The organism is Microlunatus speluncae, assembly GCF_009299835.1.
Lineage (GTDB): Bacteria > Actinomycetota > Actinomycetes > Propionibacteriales > Propionibacteriaceae > Microlunatus > Microlunatus speluncae.
In genome coordinates this window covers 178506-198603 of record NZ_VKCZ01000019.1, presented here as the reverse complement: position 1 = coordinate 198603, position 20098 = coordinate 178506, and the positions used below count along the sequence as shown (strand labels likewise).

Below are 20098 nucleotides of genomic sequence, written 5' to 3'. Positions count from 1 at the left end.
CTCGATCCCTTCCCCACGGTCGATCCATGGGACCTTCGGACACAGCGGACCACCGCGGCATTCGTGATCAAGACGTCTTGCCGACCATCCCATCCCGGACCGGTGATCAAGTCAACGACCGACCCGCTCTGCGGATCGCCGCTGGTCAGCGCGGAGGGGAGTCCGCCCGTCGGCGGCCGTACGGCCGGTGCGCCGCCGCGAACTCGGCCGAGGCCAATTCGGTGATCGGCAGGCCGGTACGCAAGCGTTCCGGGTCACCGCCGCGCCGCAGGTAGTCGGCGACCAACTCGGCGGCGACGGCGTCGTCCAGCAGGCCGGCCAGGGCAGCCCGGCGGGCCCCCACGTTGTCCCGGACGAACAGCTGAGTCCCGTCGAGGATGATCATCGCGAAGATCGCCAGCACCGCCCAGAACGGAAGCAGAAAGGCTGTGTCGATCAGCCCCGGGTCACGGTCCAGAGCCCAGCGGCCCGCTCCGGGACCCAGGACCGCCAGCGCCGCGACGGCGGCGACCACCGCGACGCTGATCGCCACGATCGTCCGCCGCGACGGTCGCCGCCGTGACGCCGATCGGCCGGCCGCTCGCTCCGCTCTGGTCAGCGGCCCGAGCGCACGTACCGTTCCCAGCGCATCGATCGAGTACTCCCCAACGCCCGGGCCAGAGCGGATCCGGGCCAGGGTCCGAATCGCGATCCAGACCGCCGCGACCACGAGGTCGACCAGGAGTCGGGCCCCGTGGTCGGGTTCTCCTGCCAACGGCAGGAACAAGAGGCCCGCCGCACCGACGGCTCCGACGCCGATCGTCCACCCGATCAACACCATCGAAGCGGGGCGACGTCGCGGCAGCCGGCCGGCCAGCTCCATCGCCGACCGATCCGACTCGTCGGGAACCGCCTCCGATCGGCCATCCCGATAAAGATTCCAGTTCATCACCGCCTCCTCCCGCGCCCGGAGTGTTCTCGACGATAACCCGGGTCAGGGCAGCGACCACCGGGTCTCGTGATCGACGTCACGGATCCGTTACTACACAGCTGTGTAGTATTCTCTTCATGCGTGCAGTACGTGAGGAGGTCGTCGATGTCAACGAATCCCGATCCGGATGATCTGACTGCGCGAGCGCGGATCAGGGATGCCGCCATCGCCCAGTTCGGTGAGCTCGGCTTCGAACGGGCGACCATTCGCGGCATCGCCGCCGCCGCCGGGGTCTCCTCAGGTTTGGTCCGGCATCACTTCGGGTCGAAGCAGGCCCTTCGCGAGGCTTGCGACGAGCAGCTGACCAAGATCATCCGACGGTTGGACGATCAGGCCCACGCGTTCCCCAACGTCGGGATCGTCAACCCCGCCACGGAAATGCGGCCGTACCAGGCCTATCTGGTCCGGACGCTGACCGACGGCGCGACCAGCCCGATCTTCGACGACATGGTCGAGCTGTCCACCCGGTGGCTGGAGGACCTCGACCGCGCCGACCCGAACCCGCCGCGCTCCCCGGCCCGGGCCAGGGCGGCGATCCTGACCGCGATGAGCCTGGCGGTCGGAGTGCTGCGGCCCCACGTGTCCCGCGGCATCGGGGCCGACCTGTCCACCCCCGAGGGCGAGGAGCTGCTGCTGCTGTCGCTGGTCGACCTCTACTCCCGCCCGATGCTCAGCACCGCCGAGGCGACCCGGATCCAGGCCGCGCTCGACGAACAACAGGCCGGCCGTGCGGCCGGCCCAGGCAAGACCACCACCTCAAGGAGAAGTCGATGACCGACGCCATCGCGGTGTCCGGGTTGATCAAGAACTTCGGCGCCAACCGGGCCCTGGACCGCTTCGAGCTCACCGTCCGGGCCGGCGAGATCCATGGTTTCCTCGGCCCGAACGGGGCCGGCAAGACCACCACCATCCGGATCCTGCTCGGCATGATGCGGGCCGATAGCGGCGCGGTGGCGCTGCTCGGCGGCGATCCCTGGGCCGACGCGACCGAGCTGCACCGGCGCTTGAGCTACGTCCCCGGTGACGTGACGCTGTGGCCGAATCTGACCGGCGGCGAGGTCATCGACCTGCTCGCCCGGCTCCGTGGCGGTCAGGACAAGCATCGCCGGGACGAGCTGATCGACCGGTTCGAGCTCGATCCGCGCAAGCGCAGCCGGACCTACTCCAAGGGCAACCGACAGAAGGTCGCCCTGATCGCGGCCCTGTCCGCAGACGCCGAGTTGTTGATCTTGGACGAGCCGACATCCGGGCTGGACCCGCTGATGGAGGCGGTCTTCCGCGATGTCGTCAGCGAGGAGCATCAGCGCGCCGGCACGACCGTGCTGCTGTCCAGCCACATCTTGTCCGAGGTCGAGGCGCTCTGCGACCGGGTGACGATCATCCGGGACGGCCGGACCGTCGAGTCCGGCACACTGGAGCAATTACGGCATCTGACCCGGACCACGATCCAGGCCGACACCGCCGAACGCGTCACCGGCCTGACCGAGCTGACCGGCATTCATGATCTTCAACTGGACGACCACCGGGTCCGCTTCGACGTCGACCCGCAGGATCTGGACGCCGCCCTGGCCCGGCTGGTCCGAGCCGGCGTGCGCGGGCTGGTCAGCCAGCCGCCCACCCTGGAACAGCTGTTCCTGCGGCACTACCAGTCCGCGGCGAAGGCGGCCGATCCGGTGCCGGCGGGAGGGTCCGCGCGATGATCAGCCGCGGGTTGTTCGCCGGCGCCGGAGCGATGCTGCGGCTGTTCCTGCGCCGCGACCGGTGGTTCCTGCCGGTCGTGATCAGCTTCCCGGCCCTGGTCCAGCTGGTCTTCGTCGCCGCGTTCACCGCGACCGCGCCGACCGAGGAGGCGCGCATCGCGTACGCCGAGACCAGCGTGCACAATGCCGCGTTCACCGTCACCTACGGGCGCTGCACGGCTCCAGCCTCGGCGAACTGGTGACCTGGCGGTCGGGCTTCATCCCGGTCATCGTGGCCATCCTGGTGCTGCTGTTGATCTTGCGCCACACCCGGTCGGAGGAGGCCGCCGGCCGACGCGAACTGGTGGCCGCCACCGGCGTGGGCCGTCATGCCGCCCTGGCCGGAGCCATGATCGAATACGCCGCGGTCAGCCTGCTGATCGGCGCCGCCTCGACTCTTGCGCTGCTCGCAAGCGGGCTGCCGGCGGCTGGATCGATTGCGTTCGGCATCGGCCTGTTCCTGGTCGGCCTCACCTTCGCGGCCATCGGCGCGCTGGTCGCCCAGTTGACGACCGAGGCCGGTGCCGCCCGGGTGATCGGCACGCTGATCATCGCCGCGGCATTCGTGATCCGCGGCTTCGGCGACGTCAGCGCGCAGACCGGCGGCGGGTTGGGCTGGCTGTCCTGGCTCTCTCCCATTTCCTGGGCGAGCCAGCTCCGGCCGTACGGCGGCGAGCGGTGGTGGGTGCTGCCCATCGTCGCCGTGATCATCGCGATCATCGCTGCCGCCGCGATCCTGGTGTCGGGCCGCCGGGATCTCGGCAGCGGCGTGATCGCGCCGCGACCGGGCCCGGCCGAGGCGGCCGAGACCCTGCGATCACCGCTGGCGCTGGCCTGGCGGCTGCACCGCGGCGGGCTGATCAGCTGGACCGCGGGCTTCGCCCTGCTCGGCCTGCTGACCGGAGCGATTGCGCTGAGCATCGCCGAGCTGCTCGACCGGACCGACGCCGGTCGCGCGGCCGTCGCCCGGATCGGCGGACCCGGCGGCGTCGTCGACCAGTACGTCGTCGGGATGATGATGCTGGCCGGGGTGGTGGCGGCCTGCAGCGCCGTCAACGCGGTGCTGCGGCTCCGGGTCGAGGAGCGCGACGGCCGGGCCGAGCTGCTGCTCGCCGCGCCGGTCGACCGGGTGCGCTGGGCCGCCGGGCATCTCGGCTTCGCGCTGCTGAACGCGACGCTCGGCCTGCTCGCGACCGGGATCTTCCACGGCCTCGGACTCGGCCTGATGACCGGCGACCTCGGCGCCGACCTGGCCCGGGTGCTGCCCGGCGCGCTGGTCTACCTCCCCGTCACCTGGCTCTACACCGCCATCGCCTTCGCCCTGTTCGGCTGGCGGCCGCGCCTGGCCGTGCTCACCTTCGCCCTCGCCGCGGTGAGCATGTTCTTCGGCTGGATCACCGGCGAACTCGCCCCCGGACACTGGATCGAGGGCCTGTCCCTGTTCCACTACGTGCCCCAACTCCCCGGCGGACCGGTCCACCCGCTTCCGTTGCTGATCATGATCCTGGCCACCCTGATCTTGATCATGGTCGGCCTCCGTGCCCTCCGCCACCGCGACCTCCCGGTCGGCTAAGTGGCCTGGCCAGGCCAACTCGCCCCACGGGAATCGCCCCCGCGACCGCTATCGGCCCCCGCGACCACCACAACGATCGCGTCCACCGACAACAGTCGCGTCGAGCGGAACGCGGTCAGGCAACGGTCGCGGCCGCCGAAAGCAGTCGCGGCTAAGGCAGCCGCCGGCAGACTGCCGACCACGACACGACCGAACCGGCCCGACCAGACACCACCGCCGCCCAACCCCGCCCCTTTGCTGCCGCCTGAAGATCCCCACCCACCGCCGCGACCGCTATCGGCCCCCGCGACCACCACAACGATCGCGTCGACCCACAACAGTCGCGTCGAGCGGAGCTCAGCGGGTCTGGTGGGCGGCTTCGTATTCCTGGCGTTGGGCGTCGCCGGTCTCGCTCTTCCACTGCTTGACCGCGTCGTCCCAGGAGGACACGGGTTTGCGGCCGACGATGATCTCCGTCTGGGCGTCGCGCATCCGGGCGGTGGCGGCGGCTCCCTTGGTCACGCTCTGCTCCGAATACAGGCCGAGGGCGGCATTCAGTACGCCATCGCGCAGCACCTGGCTGGCGTACGCGTGCATGGCCTTGACCGAGTCCGCGTCGCCGGGCATGTAGAACGAGCCGTACTGCTGCGAACCGCAGTAGTGCAGGCCCTGCGGCGAGTTGGTGGCCGCGGTCTCGGTCAGCATCGGATCGGTGCCCTTCAGCGTGTGATCGGTGCCCTCGGCGCCGAAGTTGACCGTCAGGTATTCCGCGGTGCCGAACGGCGAGGCGATGTAGTCGACGAACCGGAGCAACTCCTTGACCCGGTCCTCGGACCCCGCCCGGACGCCGCACCACGCCCCGTACGCCGGGTTGCCGAGATGCTTCTGCGCCGCTCCCCCACCGCCCCACTTCGGCAGCGTCAAGACGTTGATCCGCCACTCCGGATAGAGCCGGCCGTAACGCATCCACTGGGAGAAGTCCTGCAGATAGATCGAGGTCGTGCCGCCCATCCACCAGGGCCAGTTCTGCGACGGGTTGGCGACGCCGTCCGGATGGATCAGCCCCTCCTGATACATCTTGCCGGTCTCCGACAGCGCGTCCTTCATGATCGGCGACTCGTACTCGTGCAGGAAGGCGCCGCCCTCCTCCGACCAGTTGTTGGGCCCGCCCATCATCTCCAGCATCGACTGCAGCATCCAGTCGGCCGGATGCGCGCCCATGGCGTACTTCGAACGCTTCGGATCGGTCAGCTGCCGGCACAGGGCCAGGAAGTCCTCGCCGCTGGACAGTTCCGGCGGTTCGGTGATCCCGAACGACTCGAGCAGGTCGGACCGATAACTGGCGACCTGGCCGCCGTGCGGGCGGGGTTGCGGGATGCCCCAGATCCGGCCGCCCTGCATCGGCACCTGCCAGGCCAGCGTCGGGATGGACGCCAGCCCCGGATAGTCCTTGATCTTGTCGCCGGAGAGATGATCGGAAAGGTCGGCGAAATACTTCTGCAGCATGCCCGGCATGCCCGGCACGTTGGTCAGCTGGCACAGGTCGGGCACCTGACCGCCGGCGATCGTGGTCTGGAACTTGGCGGTGTAGTCCGTCGAGGTCACCGTGTTGATCTCCACGGTGACGCCGGACTGTTTCTCGATCGCCTGCCACCAGGAGTTGCGGTCCCGGGGCAGGATCACCTGGTCCGACTGCAGCAGCGTGGTCACCGGCGCCGACAGCGACAGCGGGAAGCCGTCCCGCTTGACCGGCTCGGCCGGATAGGCGAAGTAGCCGGCCGGGATCCCGCCCTCCACTTCGGGCAGGTCCGGTTTCACGCCGGCGAAGGGAATCCGGTTCGGCGGCGGCACCGCCTCGGCACTGTTGCCACCGCTACCGGGAGTGCCGGCCGAGGGGGCGCACCCCGTCACGGAGACACCGGTCGCGACCGCGGCCAGGGAGGCTCCGGCGGCCAGGAATCCACGTCGATTCACGGTCTTGCCCATCACTGTTCCTCCTTCATGATCGAATTCGCGAACGCGCTCCGCTCCGGCGGCTGCCAGCCGGCTGCCGGATCGAGCGCGATGAACCAGTCGGTCCGACCGGTGGTCGTCGGCACGGTCAGGGTCAGTTGACCCCGGCTGCCGGCCTGCCTGATCAGCTGATCAGGGCTGATCGCCACGGTGCCGCAGCCGAACCAAACAACGGATCCGGCCCCGTCGGAGAGCCGGGCCCAGCCGTCGACGAACTGCCAGGCCACCTGCCGCGGCACCAGCCAATGCGTGCGTACGTCAACGCCGGCGGCCGGCTCGATCTCGTCCCGCACCATGATCATCAACGCGTCGATCCGGACCGTACGCCGGACGGCCGGCTCGTCCGGATAGCAGGCCGACAGCTCGATCACCGCCGCCGTGTCCGTCGATCGCCGCACGTCGGCCCGACGGCGATGCTGAGCCACCGAATCGATCACCGGCACGTTGTGCGCCCGCTCGTCCAGGGTGAACGTCCGCTCCTCGCCGGCCCGATACTGCTGATAGCCGGGATCGGTGAGCCAGCAGGTGCCGCGCCAACCGATCACGACATGGCCGGCGTCGTGGTGCAGATGACCGACCTCGACTCTGGGCGTCGAGACCGCGACCAGGAGTTGATCATCGCCCGGCTGATCACCGAGCCGGGACCGCAGCGCCAGGACGGACTGCTGCCGCACGCAGCCGATCATGAGTCCGGGCGAGGTTCCCGGGCCGGGCTCGGGAGGCGTTGCCCAGCAGGACTCGGGCCAGGACCCGATCGCGGTCAGCGCCGCCGCCGGCAGCTCGGTCAACGGCACGGTACGACACCAGGCGGCCAGGTCGTGATCTTGGGTGGCGCCGGCGATCCGCGCGATCACCGTCAGCCACTGGGTCATCTCGGGCTCGATGTCGCCGATCGGTGCCTGGATCCCCGGCCGGCCGGGGACCGTGGTCGCGACCCAGCTCCGCGCCGCCCGGTGGATCTCCGCTGACGCGGCCGGGTCGGGGGCGGCGGCGAGCCACTCCAGCAGGTGGTCGATCAGGTAGCCGTCGTAACCGACGCCCTCGGTGTAACCGGTCCGCCGGGCGTCCAGCCACAGCCGAACCGCGCCGTCGGCCTGCTCGCGGATCTCAGCCAGGCCGGGATGATCGAGCTCGGCGGCCAGCCGACCGGCGCTGAACAGCGGGATCAGCCGGATGTTCTGCAGAGCACGGAGTTCGTCCGCGGGCGGGTCGTCCCGTTCGGCCCGGTAGCGCGGCAGCAGCGAGTCGGTGATCAGCCGGTCCGCGATCTTGGTCAGCCGCGCGGCTACCGCGTGATCATCGGCTCCGGCGGCAAGGCCGCGGCCTCGGCTGAGCCAGCGGGCGAGGCAGGCTGTGACCAGACCGGCCCGACCGTCGTCGGCCACGAAGCTCGACCAGCCGTCCAGCAAGATCAACTCGGCCAGCAGCCGATCATGGTGGCCGGCGTTGATCAGGTCGGCCCAACGCTCTTCCAGCTGCCAGCCGAGCCAGACCAGCCACGGGTACTGCGGAATTCCCGGGATCGGGGCCGGGAACCGATCCGGCCGCGCGGCCACCGGCAACGGCCAGGTCAGGCGGTAGCCGATCCGGTAGTAGTCGACCGGCAGCTCGGTGGCCGCCAACGCGGTGGCGCCGCGGCGCTCGACCTCGGCGCGGAGCTGATCATGATCCCAGCTGTCCTGGGTGCTGATCATTCCGAGACGACCTCACGGGTCATCGCCAGGTTGCCGGCCAGCAGGCCGCCGTCGACCGGCAGGGCCACCCCGGTGATCCAGCCCGCCTGATCCGAGGCCAGGAAGAGCACCGCGTGGGCGATGTCCTCCGGCCGGCCGACCCGGCCCAGCGGATACCACGCGGCCAGCTTGTGCAGGCGATCCGGTTCGACGGCCAGCCGGGCGTCCCAGATCGGCGTGTGGATCGTGCCGGGAACGACCGTGTTGCAACGGATCCCGGACGATCCGTACTGGACGGCGATGCTCCGGGTCAGGCTGAGCAGGCCGGCCTTGGCCGCGCTGTAGGCCTCGTTGCCGAGGAACTGGGCACCGTTGACCGAGCCGATGTTGACGATGCTGCCGCCGCCGCGGTCGATCATGCCCGGGAGCACCGCCTGGCTGCAGAGGAAGGCGCCCTTGAGGCTGACGTCGACCTCGGCGTCCCACTGCTGCTCGGTCAGCTCGAGGAACGGCGTGTCCTGGCAGACCGCGGCGTTGTTGATCAGGACGTCGACCCGGCCGTGGCGAGCCTCGGTTGTGGTCACGGCCGCCCGGACGGCCTCGCGGTCGGTGACGTCGACGGTCCGGCCGGTCGCGCCGGGCAGGCCGCCGACCGTCTCCTCGACCGCCGCGGCGTTGGTGTCCAGGACGGTCACCGCGGCGCCCTCGGCGGTGAACGCCTCGGCCAACGTCTTGCCGATGCCGGAGCCCGCACCGGTGATGATCACCACTCGACCGTCGAACCTGGACATGCCGCCTCCTGAACTAACGCGGATAGCTGAACAGCACCGCCATGACCCGATCCGGTGCCTCCTCGGCCAGCCGGTAGGCCTCCGCCGCCTCGGTGATCGGGAACCGGTGGGTGATCAGCCCGGACAGGTCGAGCCGCCGCGGGTCCGCCGGCGGCAGTGCCATCAGCTCGAGCAGGGTCTCGACGTTGCGGCGGACCGTGGAGCCGACGTAGACGGCCGGATAGTCGGCGCCGTTCTCGTAGTCGGGATCGCGGTAGCCCGGCCCGGCCTTGGCCGAACTGAGGAACTCCAGGTTGCCCAGGTTGGAGGCCATGAAGAGCGACAGCCGAGCGCCGCCGGGAAACACCAGCCGGCCGTGCGGCACGCCGTCCGGAGCCGTCGCCATGATCGGCTTGAGCCGCTCGACCGTCTCGGTGGCGTCGCCGCCGAAGCAGACGCAGGCATGTTCGACGCCGTACCGGCCGGCCCAGTCGGCCAGTCCGGCCCAGCCGTGATCATCGAGGCCGAAGGTCGCGATGCCGTCCGGCACCAGTGACCGCCGGTACGGTTCGCCGTCCATGATCGCCACCCGGGCGCCGGCGATCCGATACAGCCGGGCCGCGACCTGACCCATCATCCCGGCCCCGAAGACGATCACCGACTGCCCGATCCGGACGGCCGACTTGTGCACCGCCTCCAGGGCGAAGCAGCACATCGCCATCGTCGCCGCCTCGGCGGTGTCGATGCCGTCCGGCACCGGAACCACCAGATTGCGCGCCACCACGGTCCGGGATGCGTGGTAGGCCCCGGCGCCGACCGCTACCACCCGGTCGCCTGCCGCCATTCCGACGACCCGATCGCCGACGGCGAGCACGGTCCCAGCCTGGCTGTAACCCGGCCGCAGCGGCGGCCGCCCGTTCTCGGCCGCCGCCCGGATCCCGCGGAGCGACACCAGCTCGGTGCCGGCGCTGAGATAGCTGAACTCGGGAGCAATCAACACCTCGTTCGGCCCCGGCGATCCCAGCTCGGCCTCGGACACCACGACACCGCGGCCGGCCTGGAACCCCGCCTGAGTCATGATCATCCGATCACCGACTTCCCAAGGATCGAGTCGGAGAGAGGGTGTTCGTTCCCTGAGCCTGTCGAAGCGCCGTCCTGAGCCTGTCGAAGGGGGCTACGCCCGATCCAGCTTCGAAGGGAGCTCGCATTGATCTGGCCTGCCCTTCGACAGGCTCAGGGAACGAAGTGGCCGTCATGAAAGCCAGCGTTCGGCGTTCCCCGCGCAGAGCCGGCGGAGTTGATCTTCGGCCACCCCGGCCGCCCCGAGCTGATAGGCGGTGGCCAGCGCCTCCTGCACCGGCTGACAGCTGCCGTAGCCGAACAGGGAGTCGAGACCGTCGCCGCACAGCTCACCGATCGCGCCGACCGGGCCGTTGGTGAACCACAGGTCGACGATCACCCGGGACAGATCATGACCATGATCGAGATGGGCGGCGATCGCAGGCCAGTCGCTGAACTTGACGCCGCTCAGTCCGATCGGCCGGCCGGCCCGGGTGCGTAACAGCTCGGCGATCTCGGCGTCGCTGATCGAATCGACGGCGTAGCGGCGATGCCGCACCCGTTCGTCGTCGAGGTTGAGACAGACCTGGACCGGCAGGCCGGCCGCGTCGGTGGCCTCGAACAGGTCCGCGACCGCCGGCGAGTCCAGCCGAAAGCCTTGATAGGCCGGCACCAGCCGGACGCCGCGGGCCGCGTTGCGCTCGGCCCGGGCCAGCTCGTCCATCCAGCCGGGCTCGGTCGGGTTGATGATCACGAACGGCCAGAGCCGTTCGTCGCCCTCGACCTCCCGCCACAGCGCGTCGTTCCCGCTGCGGGTGTCGTAGCCGAAGATCGATGCCAGATGGCTGACGCAGAGGCCCCGCAGACCGAGCCGGTCGGCCAGCTCGCCCAGCCGGGCCGCGTCGGCGGCGGCCTGCAGCCGCCACGGCCAGGTGCCGACGAACGCGGTCAGGTCGATTGCCCGCTGGGCCGCGAAGATCGCCAGCGGGTCGTGTCGGGTGGCGCTCACTTGATCACCGCCGCCAGTAGAGCGTCCATGTTGCCGCCGAGCACCAGCTCCTGCTCGGCCGCCGGCAACTCGGCGGCGATGATCTTGCCGATGTTGACGGCCAGGTCACCGCCGTGCAGATCGGAGCCGAAGATCACCCGCTCGGCGCCGAGTCGGTCGACCGCGATGGCGACCTCGGCACCACCGATCAGCGAGCCGGAGGTATCGGTGCGGACATTGGGATACGGCGCGATGGCGTTGACCGCGCTCTCGGTCTGGCCGCCGAGGTGGGCCATGATGATCGTCGCCTCCGGATAACGTTCGCCCAGCCGCGCCACGTCCTGCGCGGTCGACTCGTACGACAGCTGCCCGATCGTCTTCCGCCACGCGTGCACCAGGATCGGCGCCCGGTAGGCGATCGCCTGCTCGACCACCGGGTCGACCAGCGGATCGTCGGCCCGGGTCGCCACCCAGAGCTTGATCCCGATCATGCTCTGGTCCTCGAACCGGCGGCGAAGATCATCCAGCGCGGGCTTGCCGTGCCGCGGATTGACGTAGCAGTAGCCCTTGACCAGGTCCGGGTGCGCCCGGATCACGCCGTGCAGGTCGTCGTTGGAACGCTGCACCTGCTCGAAGGTCGGATAGTGCCGGTAGCCGGCGATCGCGGAGCAGACGATCCGGTCCACCCCGAGCCGTTCGCACTCGGCGACCGCGGTCGCGGTCAGCGTCGAGTCCCCGGCGGTCAGGTGGGTGTGGGCGTCGATGATCATGATCCGGTGGCCTCCGGCCCGGGTCCGTCGGCGGCAGCATCACGGCAGGCGCGGCCGAGTCGGCTCAAGGTCTCGTCCAGGTCGGCGTCGGTGTGGCTGTAGTTGACGTAGGAGACGTTGTAGAGCGAGACCCCCTGCCGGAAGGCGCCGCGGAAGAAGTGATCAATGGTGTCGGCCGGCGCGCCCGGCTCGGCCACGAAGGTCGGGCAGGGAGCGAACCCGCGAATCGCAATCGGCAGCCCGTGCTCGGCAAACAGTCCGCCGACCGCCGACCAGAGCCGCTCGCCCTGGCGCCACAGGTGGCCGACCACGTCGCCTCCTGCGTAGACCTCCATCGCCGCCCGGGCCGCGGCCAGGGACAAGGTCTCGCCGCCGAAGGTCGACGACACCACCGCGCGGCCGGGGCCGCAGGCCGCCATCACCTCGCGCCGGCCGGCATAGACCGAGAGCGGCATGCCGTTGGCGATGCCCTTGCCGAAGACGGCCAGATCGGGCCGGACGCCGAAGTATTCGGTCACGCCGCCGATGGCGATCCGGAAGCCGGTGACGATCTCATCGAAGATCAACAAGGTGCCGTGTTCGTCGACCAGTCGGCGCAACTGCGGATAGAACTCCCGGCCCTGCTCCATCCGGGCGTAGTCGGCGGCGATCACGACCGCGGCGACCTGGCCCGGATGCTCGGCCAGTATCCGGCCCACCGCGTCGACGTCGTTCCAGCCGGCCGCGTGGTGCAGCGCGCTCAGCGCCGCCGGGACCCCCGGAACTTCGCCGGCCTGGCCGGGCAGCACCACGCCGCCGCCACCGAGGCTGTTCAGCCAGCCGTTGTAGCCGATCTGGATGATCCGGTCCCGGCCGGTGTGGGTCCGCGCGATCCGGATCGCGGCGGCGATCGCCTCGCCGCCGGTCTTCAGGAACCGCGCCTGCTCCATCCCCGGCACAAGATCACAGAACCGCTCCGCCACCTCGGCCTCGAGCGGATGCGGATGACCGAACACGATGCCCTGGTTGAGCTGGGCCCGGATCGCGTCGTCGACCGCCGGATAGCGATAGCCCAGAGTGATCGGGCCGAGCGAGTTGCGGAAGTCGATCAGTTCCCGATCTTGATCGTCCCAGACCCGGCAACCGTCCCCGCGGACGATCACCGCGGGTTCCTCCGGGGTGAGCCGGGCCCGCTTCGAGGACGTACTCGAGCCGAACGGCATGATCTGATCGAGGCGGGTGGCCCAACTCACCGGGGACTGAGCGGCGACGGGCTGAGTCTGCGGACTCCGTGTCATCGAGGGATTCCTCTGGAGTGCGGGCGGCGAGACGCTGATTCTGGGAACCCTAGCAGCCGGGCGACGACGCGACAACGAAAATCTGCAATCGGTTGCACTTGATTTCGCCAACCCGTAGGTTGGGCTCACCTCGGACAGGAAGGCGACCTTGATGATCTCCGCGCGCCTGGGTGTCGGCATCGTCGGGCTGGGCAGCATCGGTGTCACCCACGCCCGGGCTCTCGCCGCGCTCGACGAGTCCGCCGGAGTCACCCTGCGGGCCTTCAGCGGCGGCCGACCTGACGCCGCCAGCGAGGCCGGTTGGCCGGACGCCGAGCAGCTCGAGCCCGCTGCCGTGATCACGCATCCCGAGGTGGACGTGGTCGCGATCGCCGCGCCGACCCACCACCACGGGGCGCTCACCCTGGCCGCGCTCGAGGCCGGCAAGCACGTGCTGGTGGAGAAGCCGCTCACGCTCTCGGTGACCGAGGCGGAAGCGATCCGCACGCTGGCCCGGGAGCGCGGCCGGATCGTCCGGATGGTCGCCCAGCGGCACTACGAGACCGAGTACGCGCACACCAAGCAACTGATCGACAGCGGTCGGCTGGGTGACCTGCGGCTGGCCGCGACCCAGGTGCACTGGTGGCGCGACGACGCCTACTACCGAGCCGTCGACTGGCGCGCCTCGATGTCCGCCGGCGGCGGCTCGGTGATGAACCAGGGCGTGCACAACATCGACCTGCTGCGCTGGCTCGCCGGCCCGGTCGCCGCGGTCACCGCCCAGTACGCCACCCTGGGCCACGCCATCGACGCCGAGGACACCGCCGTGGCGACGCTGCGCTTCCGGTCCGGCGCGCTGGGCATGATCAGCACGTCGACCGCCACCCCGCCGGGCACGCCGTCGACGGTGACCCTGCAGTTCGCCGCCGGTGGGATCGAGTTGGGCCAGGGCGAGGTGATCCGCTGGGACGTGCCGGCCGATCCGCCGCCGGCGGCGGCGGCGGTCGCCAGTGGTGCCGCCGACCCGGCCAACATCGGCATCGCCGGTCACGTCACCCAATGGCGGCAACTGCTCGCCGCGCTCGACTCCGATCCCCATGATCAACCGGACCTCGACGACGCCGTCGCTACCGTACGGCTGCTGTGCGCGATCTATGCCGCCGCGGAGTCGGGCCGGACCGTCGATCCCGACCATCTCTCCTGACCCGGAGGAATCCGTACATGATCAACATCGCCGTCCTCGGCGCCGCCCACCCGCACATCGGCGAGGCCCTGGCGGAGATCGCCGGCCGCGACGACGTCACCCTGGTCGCCGCCAGCGAGCCCGACGCGGCCATGCGGGATCGCTTCCTCGGCGGGGTTTCGGCCCCGGCCTATGCCGATCACGCCGAGCTGCTGGACCGGCACCGGGTCGATGTCGCGGTCGTCTCCGGCATCTACGCCCAGCGCAGCGACGCAATCCTGGCCGCGTTCGCTGCCGGCGCGCACGTCTTCGCCGACAAGCCGCTGTGCACGACCTTCGATCAGCTTGATCAGATCGCGGCCGCGGCACGTGGCAGCGACCGGCACCTCGGGCTGATGTTCACCAAGCGATTCTCCGCGGCGACCGTCGCCGCCAAGCGACTGGTGGACGCGGGCGTGCTGGGCGAGCTGGCGTTGATCGCGAGCACCGGCCCGCACAAGCTCACCCAGGCCAACCGGCCGGCGTGGTTCTTCGACTCCGACCTCTACGGCGGCGCCGCCGGCGACCTGCCCGTCCACGATGTCGATCTTGCTCTGTTCTTCACCGGCGCCACCAGCGGTACGATCTCGGCCGCCACCGGCAACGTCCGCAGCGCCGATCACCCGGACTTCGATGATCATGTCGCGCTGCTGCTCCGGGCCGGCTCGGTGATCGCCACGATCGAAGCCAACTGGCTCTCCCCCGAGGCGGCCGAGCTGCACGGCCACTACCGGATGCGGCTGACCGGCTCCGAGGGCACCGCCGAGATCGACTGGGGCTACGAGACGCTGACCGTCGCCACCCACGACCGCCCGACCTGGACCGAGCCGCTGGACCAGCCGCGCCGCCCGATGCAGTTCTTCTTCGACGCGATCATCGCCGGCACCGAGCCCGACGTCAGCACCGAAGCCAGCCTCCTTGCCACCCGCGTAGCCCTCCTCGCCCAACAAAGCGCCGAATCCAACAACACCCCCCTCCCCTGGTCCACCTGACCCACGACCCCCGAGTTGTCAGACTCTCACCACGTCAGGGCGTGGTGAGAGTCTGACAACTCGGGGTAGTTTGTTGGCTCGCCCATGGAACGGGAGTGCCAACGAATGGATCAGGCTTCGACGAACGCGTACTCGATCCGCGCCGTGCAGCGGGTTTGCGACATCCTCGACCTGATCCAGGAGAATCCCGAGGGCTTCACGTTGACCCAGGTCGCGGAGCGGGCGGCCTTCCCGAAGAGCTCCGCGTTCCGCTACCTGGCCACCCTGGAGGAGCGCCGGTACGTCCGCCGGGACGAGCCGACCGGCCTGTTCCGGATCGGCGCGGCGTTCCTGCCGCTGCAGTCGCAGCAGCTCAGCGTGCTCGCCGATCGGGCCCGGCCGCAGCTGAACCGGCTCCGCGATCAGTTCTCGGAAACGATCAACCTCGGCATCCTGGACCGCAACCGGGTCTCCTACATCGAGATCGTGGAGAGCCCGAAGAGCGTCCGGCTCGCGGCCCGGCCGGGTGATCGGGACCCGATCCACTGCACCGCCCTGGGCAAGGCGATCGCCTCGACCCTCGATCCGGAACGGGTCCGGGCCATCCTCGCCGCCGAGGGCATGCCGCGGCGGACCAAGACGACGATCACTTCGGTCCGCGCGTACCTCAACGAGCTGGACCGGATCCGCGAGCTCGGGTACGCCATCGATGATCAGGAGAACGAGGAGGAGGGCCGCTGCGTCGCGGTCCCGCTGGTCGGCATCGGGCTGCCCGCCTCGATCAGCCTCTCCGCCCCGGCCAGCCGGTTTGCGGCCGACCAGATCCCGGCCGTGGCCGCCGAGCTGCGCCGATCGGCCGACACCCTGGTCCGCGACTTCGCCGGTACCCGAGCCGACTGAAGCTTGTTCGTTCCCTGAGCTCTCAGGGAACGAACAAGCGGGAGATTTGCTAGCCTGGTGGGCATGATCGGTGATCGGCGATTTCCGCGCCCTCGGCCACGTTCCGGCCGGGGCGCGTTGACGACGCTGCACTGATTCGGTCCGGAGTGGTCGAGGGGTACTTCTCCCCTTCCGATTCGACCGAACAGGACCACTCCTCATGTCTCACCTTGCTTCCACTCGCTATCTCCCGGCCACCGAACTCACCGCCGCCCTCGCCATCCGCGACCTGACCGACCCGGACCAGGGCCGGCACGCGCTCCAGTTGATCTTGAGCCAGCTCGTCGCCGCCGTCGGGCGTGACGCCGGGGTGCCGGTGACCGAGCACCGCGCATCGGCCCTGGTCGCGACCGCCGACAACTACGACCGGCTCGGCTACGCGCCGGACGACATCACCCGGGACGCCCGCTATTCCCGCCACGTCAGCCCGTCGGTGATGCTCCGAAGTCACACCACGGCGGGGATCCCGGGGATCCTCGACGGTCTCCGCGACGCCCCCGTCGATCATGATCAACTCGTGGCGCTGCCCGGGCTGGTCTATCGCCGGGACAGCATCGACCGGACCCACGTCGGCACCCCGCACCAGCTGGACCTGTGGCGCCTCGCCCACGGCCGCCGGCTCGGCGTGGACGACCTGCACCAGTTGGCCCGGACGGTGGTTACGACGGTGCTGCCGGGCGCCCGCTGGCGGGTGATCCCGGCCGTGCATCCGTACACCTCGCACGGTCTCCAGGTCGAGGTCAGCATCGACGGCGAGTGGCTCGAGCTCGCCGAGTGCGGGCTGGTCGGCCACACCGTGCTGCGCCATTGTGATCTTGATCCACGGGAGTGGTCCGGGCTGGCCCTCGGGCTCGGCCTGGACCGGGCGCTGATGATCCGCAAGGGCATCGGCGACATCCGGCTGTTGCGGTCAACCCACCCGGAGGCGGTACGGCAATTGCTCGATCTCGAGCCGTGGCGGCCGGTGTCGGTGATGCCGGCGATCCGGCGCGACATCTCGATCGTCGCAGACGAAGCGGCCGACGCGGAACTCCTCGGCGACCTGGCCCGGACCGCGCTCGACGCGGAGGCCGACCTGCTGGCCGAGCTGTCCGTGCTGGCCGACACTCCGGCCGGCCAGCTCCCCGCCGGCGCCGCGACCCGGCTGCGGATCCGGCCGGACCAGCACAACCTGCTGCTCCGGCTGACCTGGCAGGCGCTGGACCGGACCCTGACCGACGCCGAGGCCAACCAGCTCCGTGACCGGGTCTACCGCGCCCTGCACCGCGGCCCCGACCTGGAGCTCATTGCTTCGTGAGGCTTGGCTCCGGCGCCGAGGTCGGCCGCAGCCACTCCGGGAACTCGACCGGCGCGCCACCGCGCCGGATCGACTCGACGCTGAGCGGCACCACCGCACTCCAGAGCACCGCGTCGTGGACGTCGATGGTCGGCGCCCGCCCCTCGGCGATGGCGGTCGCAAACTCTTCCAGCACGAAGAAGTCGCCGCCGCCGTGCCCGGACTCGGCGGCGATCTCGACCCGGTCCCGCCACTGGTCCGACTCGAACTCGCCGGCGTAGTCCCACAGCGACGACCAGTCCCGCTCGGGCTCGGCGCCGTTCGCGGCCGGAGCGGCATCCCGGGCCAGCCAGATCAGCGGATCCTCGCCGTCCCGCCGCGCCGACTGATAGGCGCCGCGGGTGCCCTGCACGGCGTAGTGGGTCATGTTGTGCGGCCGCGGCGAAGAGGCGTCGACCCGGAGCGAGATCAGCGCCCCGGATGTGGTGGTGATCATCGCCGTGCCGGAATCGCCCTGCAGCCAGTGATCCGGGGCGGCCCCGGGATGATCGCCGCCGAATCGCTCGGCGAAGTGATCGGAAACGGCTGCCGTCCGGGTGGTGAAGGCCGCGACCGAGGTCAGCCGGTCGTCGTCGCCGTTGGCCGCCCGCAGCCAGCGCGCGACCGGCCCGAGCGAATGGGTCGGGTAGTAGACCGAGTTCGCGTCGACCCGCAGCTGGCCGCGCCAGGTCAGCGAGCCGTCGGCCTCGTGCATCAGGTGCCGACAATCGTGCAGATAGCCGCCCTCGAGATAGGTGACGGCGCCGAACTCGCCCCGCGCCGCCAGCTTCTCCACCATCAGGTTCGGCCGCATGAAGCAGTAGTTCTCGGCCAGCATGTACGTCCGGCCGGTCCGCTCGACCGCCTCGATCAGAGCCTGACCGTCCGCCAGCGTGTTGGCCGCGGTCACCTCGCTGAGCACGTGCTTGCCCGCCTCCAGCGCGGCGATCGCCTGCCGGGCGTGCAACGGCAACGGGGTGGCCAGGAAGACGGCGTCCACCCCGTCGTCGGCGAGCAACTCCTCGAAGCGTCGGTACGTCCTCGCCGCGGGGAACTCGCCCTGCCAGGAGTCCAGCACCGCGCCGGACAGGTCGCAGACCGCGGCCAGCCGGATCCGGTCCTCGAGCCGGCTCAGCGCGCGGCCGAAATGACGACCGCGGCGGCCGCCGACGACGGCCAGCCGCAGTGCGGAATCCGACATGATCATCCCCATTCCTCGGGCTGCTGGACCGAGCCATAGGCTAACTCCCGGTGTCCCGACACTAGCCGGGACGGGTTGCGGGTCCACGTGATCACCGGACCGTCTTGGCCGGTGGGAGGTTGCCCCTCACCCAGTGAAAGCACGCTGCCCAGCGCACGTTCCCGAGGAAGTACGCATTCGTGACTGCACCGCTGACCATCGGCGCCGACCGGACCGACCTGCCGCTGCCGCTGCCGATCCGGCTGGCCGGATTCGCGGCCCGGGCCGCGGACGGGCCGACCGACCGGGTGCTGGCGCCGCTTCGGCTGCGCACGCTGGCGCTGGGCACCGACCATGATCAACCGGTGGTCCTGGTCTCGGCCGACCTGCTCTTCTGGGGCGACGATGTCGCCGATCTGATCAAGGACCAGTTCGAGGCCGAGTTCGGGATCGGTCGTGATCACCTGATCCTGCACGCGACCCACACCCACTCCGGTCCGCAGGCCGGCCGGCGGTTCCTCCCCGCGCTGGGCGAACCGGACGATCGGTTCCTCGATCTGTTGATCGACACCACGCTGGCCTCGGCCAAGCGCGCGCTGGCCGGGCAGGACCGGGTGACGATCGAGCGATCGTCGATCATGGTTCCGCTCGGCGTCGACCGGCGGCACGCGCGCACCGGCGGCGCCCACCCGCTGACAGAAATCGATCATGAGGCGACGGTGATCAGATTCCGCACCGAGGCCGGTGACTGCGCCGCCCTGCTGGTGCAGCACGCCTGTCATCCAGTGCTGCATCACGACAACGCGATCACTTCCGACTTCTCGGGCGCGGCCATGTCGGCGCTGGAGGACGACGGCGCCGGGGTCGCGCTCTATCTGCAGGGCTGTTGCGGTGACGTCAATCCCGATCACTACCGCGGAGTGGAGTTCCTCGGCGCGGACCAGCCGGCGATCGAGGAGTTCGGCGGCCGGCTGGCCGCGGCGGTCGGTGGCCTGTTGTCCCACGGGGATTGGCGGGCCGAGGCCCCGGCGGTGACGGTCAGCGAGCACCCGTTCGAAGTGCCGGTGCCGGATCGGATCCCGATCGAGGAGTTGCGAGGGCTGGCCGATCGGGACGACGCGCGCGGCGAGTGGGCCCGGCTCATGCTGGCCGACCCCGATCGCCACGCCGGGCCGGTGACCGTCCGGCTGACCCGGCTCACCCTGACCGAGTCGACCCGATTCATCGGGCTCTCGGCCGAGCTGGTGACCCGCTTCGGCCGCTACACCAAGGAGCGCTCCGGCGGCGCGGCAATCACCCTCGGCTACACCAACGGGATGACCGGCTATCTGATCACCGCCGAGCAGGTCGCCCAGGGCGGCTACGAGCCCGCCGAGTCCCCGTACTACTTCGGCATGCCCGGTCGGTTCGACCCCTCGATCGAGGACGTCGTCCTGGCCGAACTCGACCGCGCGCTCTGAACCTGTCGTAGGGCCGCCTTGATGATCACCAGGGCCCTTCGACAGGCTCAGCCTGGATCCACCGATGATCTTGGTCGGGGTGTCGCGAAAGCTCTTCGAGCGGGCCGGACGGCAGACCTCGGTCGCTCGGGGTCGGCCGGGCAAGTCCGCTCGGTGCACGCCTAGGGAAAAAGACGCGCCAAGGACGGGCGGGTTAGGGCGTTCCTGGGAAGTTCCGGCCG

General features: G+C 70.3%; 18 protein-coding genes. 9 read left to right on the top strand and 9 right to left on the bottom strand.

Annotation, left to right across the window (positions count from 1 at the left end; translation table 11 throughout):
- Positions 1–145: 145 nt before the first annotated feature.
- Positions 146–928 (bottom strand): hypothetical protein, encoded by a 783-nt coding sequence (locus tag FNH24_RS31580; RefSeq protein WP_161606279.1) that lies wholly within the window; start codon positions 926–928, stop codon positions 146–148.
- A 147-nt stretch (positions 929–1075) separates the two neighbouring features.
- On the opposite strand from FNH24_RS31580, the gene FNH24_RS23265 reads away from it, so the two are divergent.
- Genes FNH24_RS23265 through FNH24_RS23250 form a run of 4 tightly spaced genes read left to right on the top strand, consistent with a single transcriptional unit; the run spans position 1076 to position 4282 of the window.
- The gene (locus FNH24_RS23265; RefSeq protein ID WP_152364632.1) at positions 1076–1744 is read left to right on the top strand and encodes a TetR/AcrR family transcriptional regulator; all 669 of its coding nucleotides are present in this window, start codon (positions 1076–1078) and stop codon (positions 1742–1744) included.
- On the top strand, positions 1741–2670 hold the full coding sequence (locus FNH24_RS23260) for an ABC transporter ATP-binding protein (protein WP_152364631.1): 930 nt from the start codon (positions 1741–1743) through the stop codon (positions 2668–2670). Before FNH24_RS23265 ends, FNH24_RS23260 begins: the two co-directional genes overlap by 4 nt.
- On the top strand, positions 2667–2912 hold the full coding sequence (locus FNH24_RS23255; protein WP_152364630.1) for a hypothetical protein: 246 nt from the start codon (positions 2667–2669) through the stop codon (positions 2910–2912). The genes FNH24_RS23260 and FNH24_RS23255 overlap by 4 nt, the downstream gene beginning before the upstream one ends.
- Positions 2909–4282: an ABC transporter permease gene (locus FNH24_RS23250; RefSeq protein ID WP_152364629.1), complete on the top strand. Its 1374-nt coding sequence runs from the start codon at positions 2909–2911 to the stop codon at positions 4280–4282. The genes FNH24_RS23255 and FNH24_RS23250 overlap by 4 nt, the downstream gene beginning before the upstream one ends.
- Positions 4283–4618: 336 nt before the next feature.
- On the opposite strand, the gene FNH24_RS23245 is transcribed toward FNH24_RS23250, so the two are convergent.
- From FNH24_RS23245 to FNH24_RS23215, 7 genes are all read right to left on the bottom strand, one after another.
- The gene (locus tag FNH24_RS23245; RefSeq protein WP_152364628.1) at positions 4619–6247 is read right to left on the bottom strand and encodes an extracellular solute-binding protein; all 1629 of its coding nucleotides are present in this window, start codon (positions 6245–6247) and stop codon (positions 4619–4621) included.
- Complete coding sequence (locus tag FNH24_RS23240) at positions 6247–7968, bottom strand: heparinase II/III domain-containing protein (protein WP_152364627.1); 1722 nt, start codon at positions 7966–7968, stop codon at positions 6247–6249. Before FNH24_RS23240 ends, FNH24_RS23245 begins: the two co-directional genes overlap by 1 nt.
- A complete protein-coding gene (locus FNH24_RS23235) occupies positions 7965–8738 on the bottom strand; it encodes an SDR family NAD(P)-dependent oxidoreductase (RefSeq protein WP_152364626.1) in 774 nt (257 codons plus the stop codon). Before FNH24_RS23235 ends, FNH24_RS23240 begins: the two co-directional genes overlap by 4 nt.
- Before the next feature lie 13 nt (positions 8739–8751).
- Positions 8752–9801, bottom strand: coding sequence for a zinc-dependent alcohol dehydrogenase (locus FNH24_RS23230; RefSeq protein WP_152364625.1), 1050 nt, complete (start codon positions 9799–9801; stop codon positions 8752–8754).
- Between the two features lie 168 nt (positions 9802–9969).
- Entirely contained in the window at positions 9970–10785 is an 816-nt protein-coding gene (locus tag FNH24_RS23225; protein WP_152364624.1) for an amidohydrolase family protein, read from the bottom strand.
- Positions 10782–11534, bottom strand: a complete 753-nt coding sequence (locus FNH24_RS23220) for an amidohydrolase family protein (RefSeq protein ID WP_152364623.1) — start codon at positions 11532–11534, stop codon at positions 10782–10784. The genes FNH24_RS23225 and FNH24_RS23220 overlap by 4 nt, the downstream gene beginning before the upstream one ends.
- On the bottom strand, positions 11531–12811 hold the full coding sequence (locus FNH24_RS23215; RefSeq protein ID WP_161606278.1) for an aminotransferase class III-fold pyridoxal phosphate-dependent enzyme: 1281 nt from the start codon (positions 12809–12811) through the stop codon (positions 11531–11533). Before FNH24_RS23215 ends, FNH24_RS23220 begins: the two co-directional genes overlap by 4 nt.
- A gap of 151 nt (positions 12812–12962) precedes the next feature.
- Here FNH24_RS23215 and FNH24_RS23210 point away from each other — a divergent pair, with 151 nt between their 5' ends.
- From FNH24_RS23210 to srmL, 4 genes are all read left to right on the top strand, one after another.
- Positions 12963–13994 carry a Gfo/Idh/MocA family protein gene (locus FNH24_RS23210; RefSeq protein ID WP_152364621.1) on the top strand — a complete coding sequence of 344 codons (1032 nt, stop codon included), beginning with the start codon at positions 12963–12965 and terminating at the stop codon, positions 13992–13994.
- Between the two features lie 17 nt (positions 13995–14011).
- Positions 14012–15004, top strand: a complete 993-nt coding sequence (locus tag FNH24_RS23205) for a Gfo/Idh/MocA family protein (RefSeq protein WP_152364620.1) — start codon at positions 14012–14014, stop codon at positions 15002–15004.
- A gap of 105 nt (positions 15005–15109) precedes the next feature.
- Positions 15110–15883, top strand: a complete 774-nt coding sequence (locus FNH24_RS23200) for an IclR family transcriptional regulator (RefSeq protein ID WP_161606277.1) — start codon at positions 15110–15112, stop codon at positions 15881–15883.
- 199 nt (positions 15884–16082) lie between these two features.
- Complete coding sequence (gene srmL, locus FNH24_RS23195) at positions 16083–17219, top strand: PheS-related mystery ligase SrmL (RefSeq protein WP_152364618.1); 1137 nt, start codon at positions 16083–16085, stop codon at positions 17217–17219.
- Here srmL and FNH24_RS23190 read toward each other — a convergent pair.
- Positions 17206–18444, bottom strand: a complete 1239-nt coding sequence (locus tag FNH24_RS23190) for a Gfo/Idh/MocA family protein (RefSeq protein WP_161606276.1) — start codon at positions 18442–18444, stop codon at positions 17206–17208. The two genes, srmL and FNH24_RS23190, sit on opposite strands and share 14 nt — an antisense overlap.
- A gap of 173 nt (positions 18445–18617) precedes the next feature.
- On the opposite strand from FNH24_RS23190, the gene FNH24_RS23185 reads away from it, so the two are divergent.
- Positions 18618–19877 carry a hypothetical protein gene (locus FNH24_RS23185; RefSeq protein WP_152364616.1) on the top strand — a complete coding sequence of 420 codons (1260 nt, stop codon included), beginning with the start codon at positions 18618–18620 and terminating at the stop codon, positions 19875–19877.
- Positions 19878–20098 lie beyond the last annotated feature (221 nt).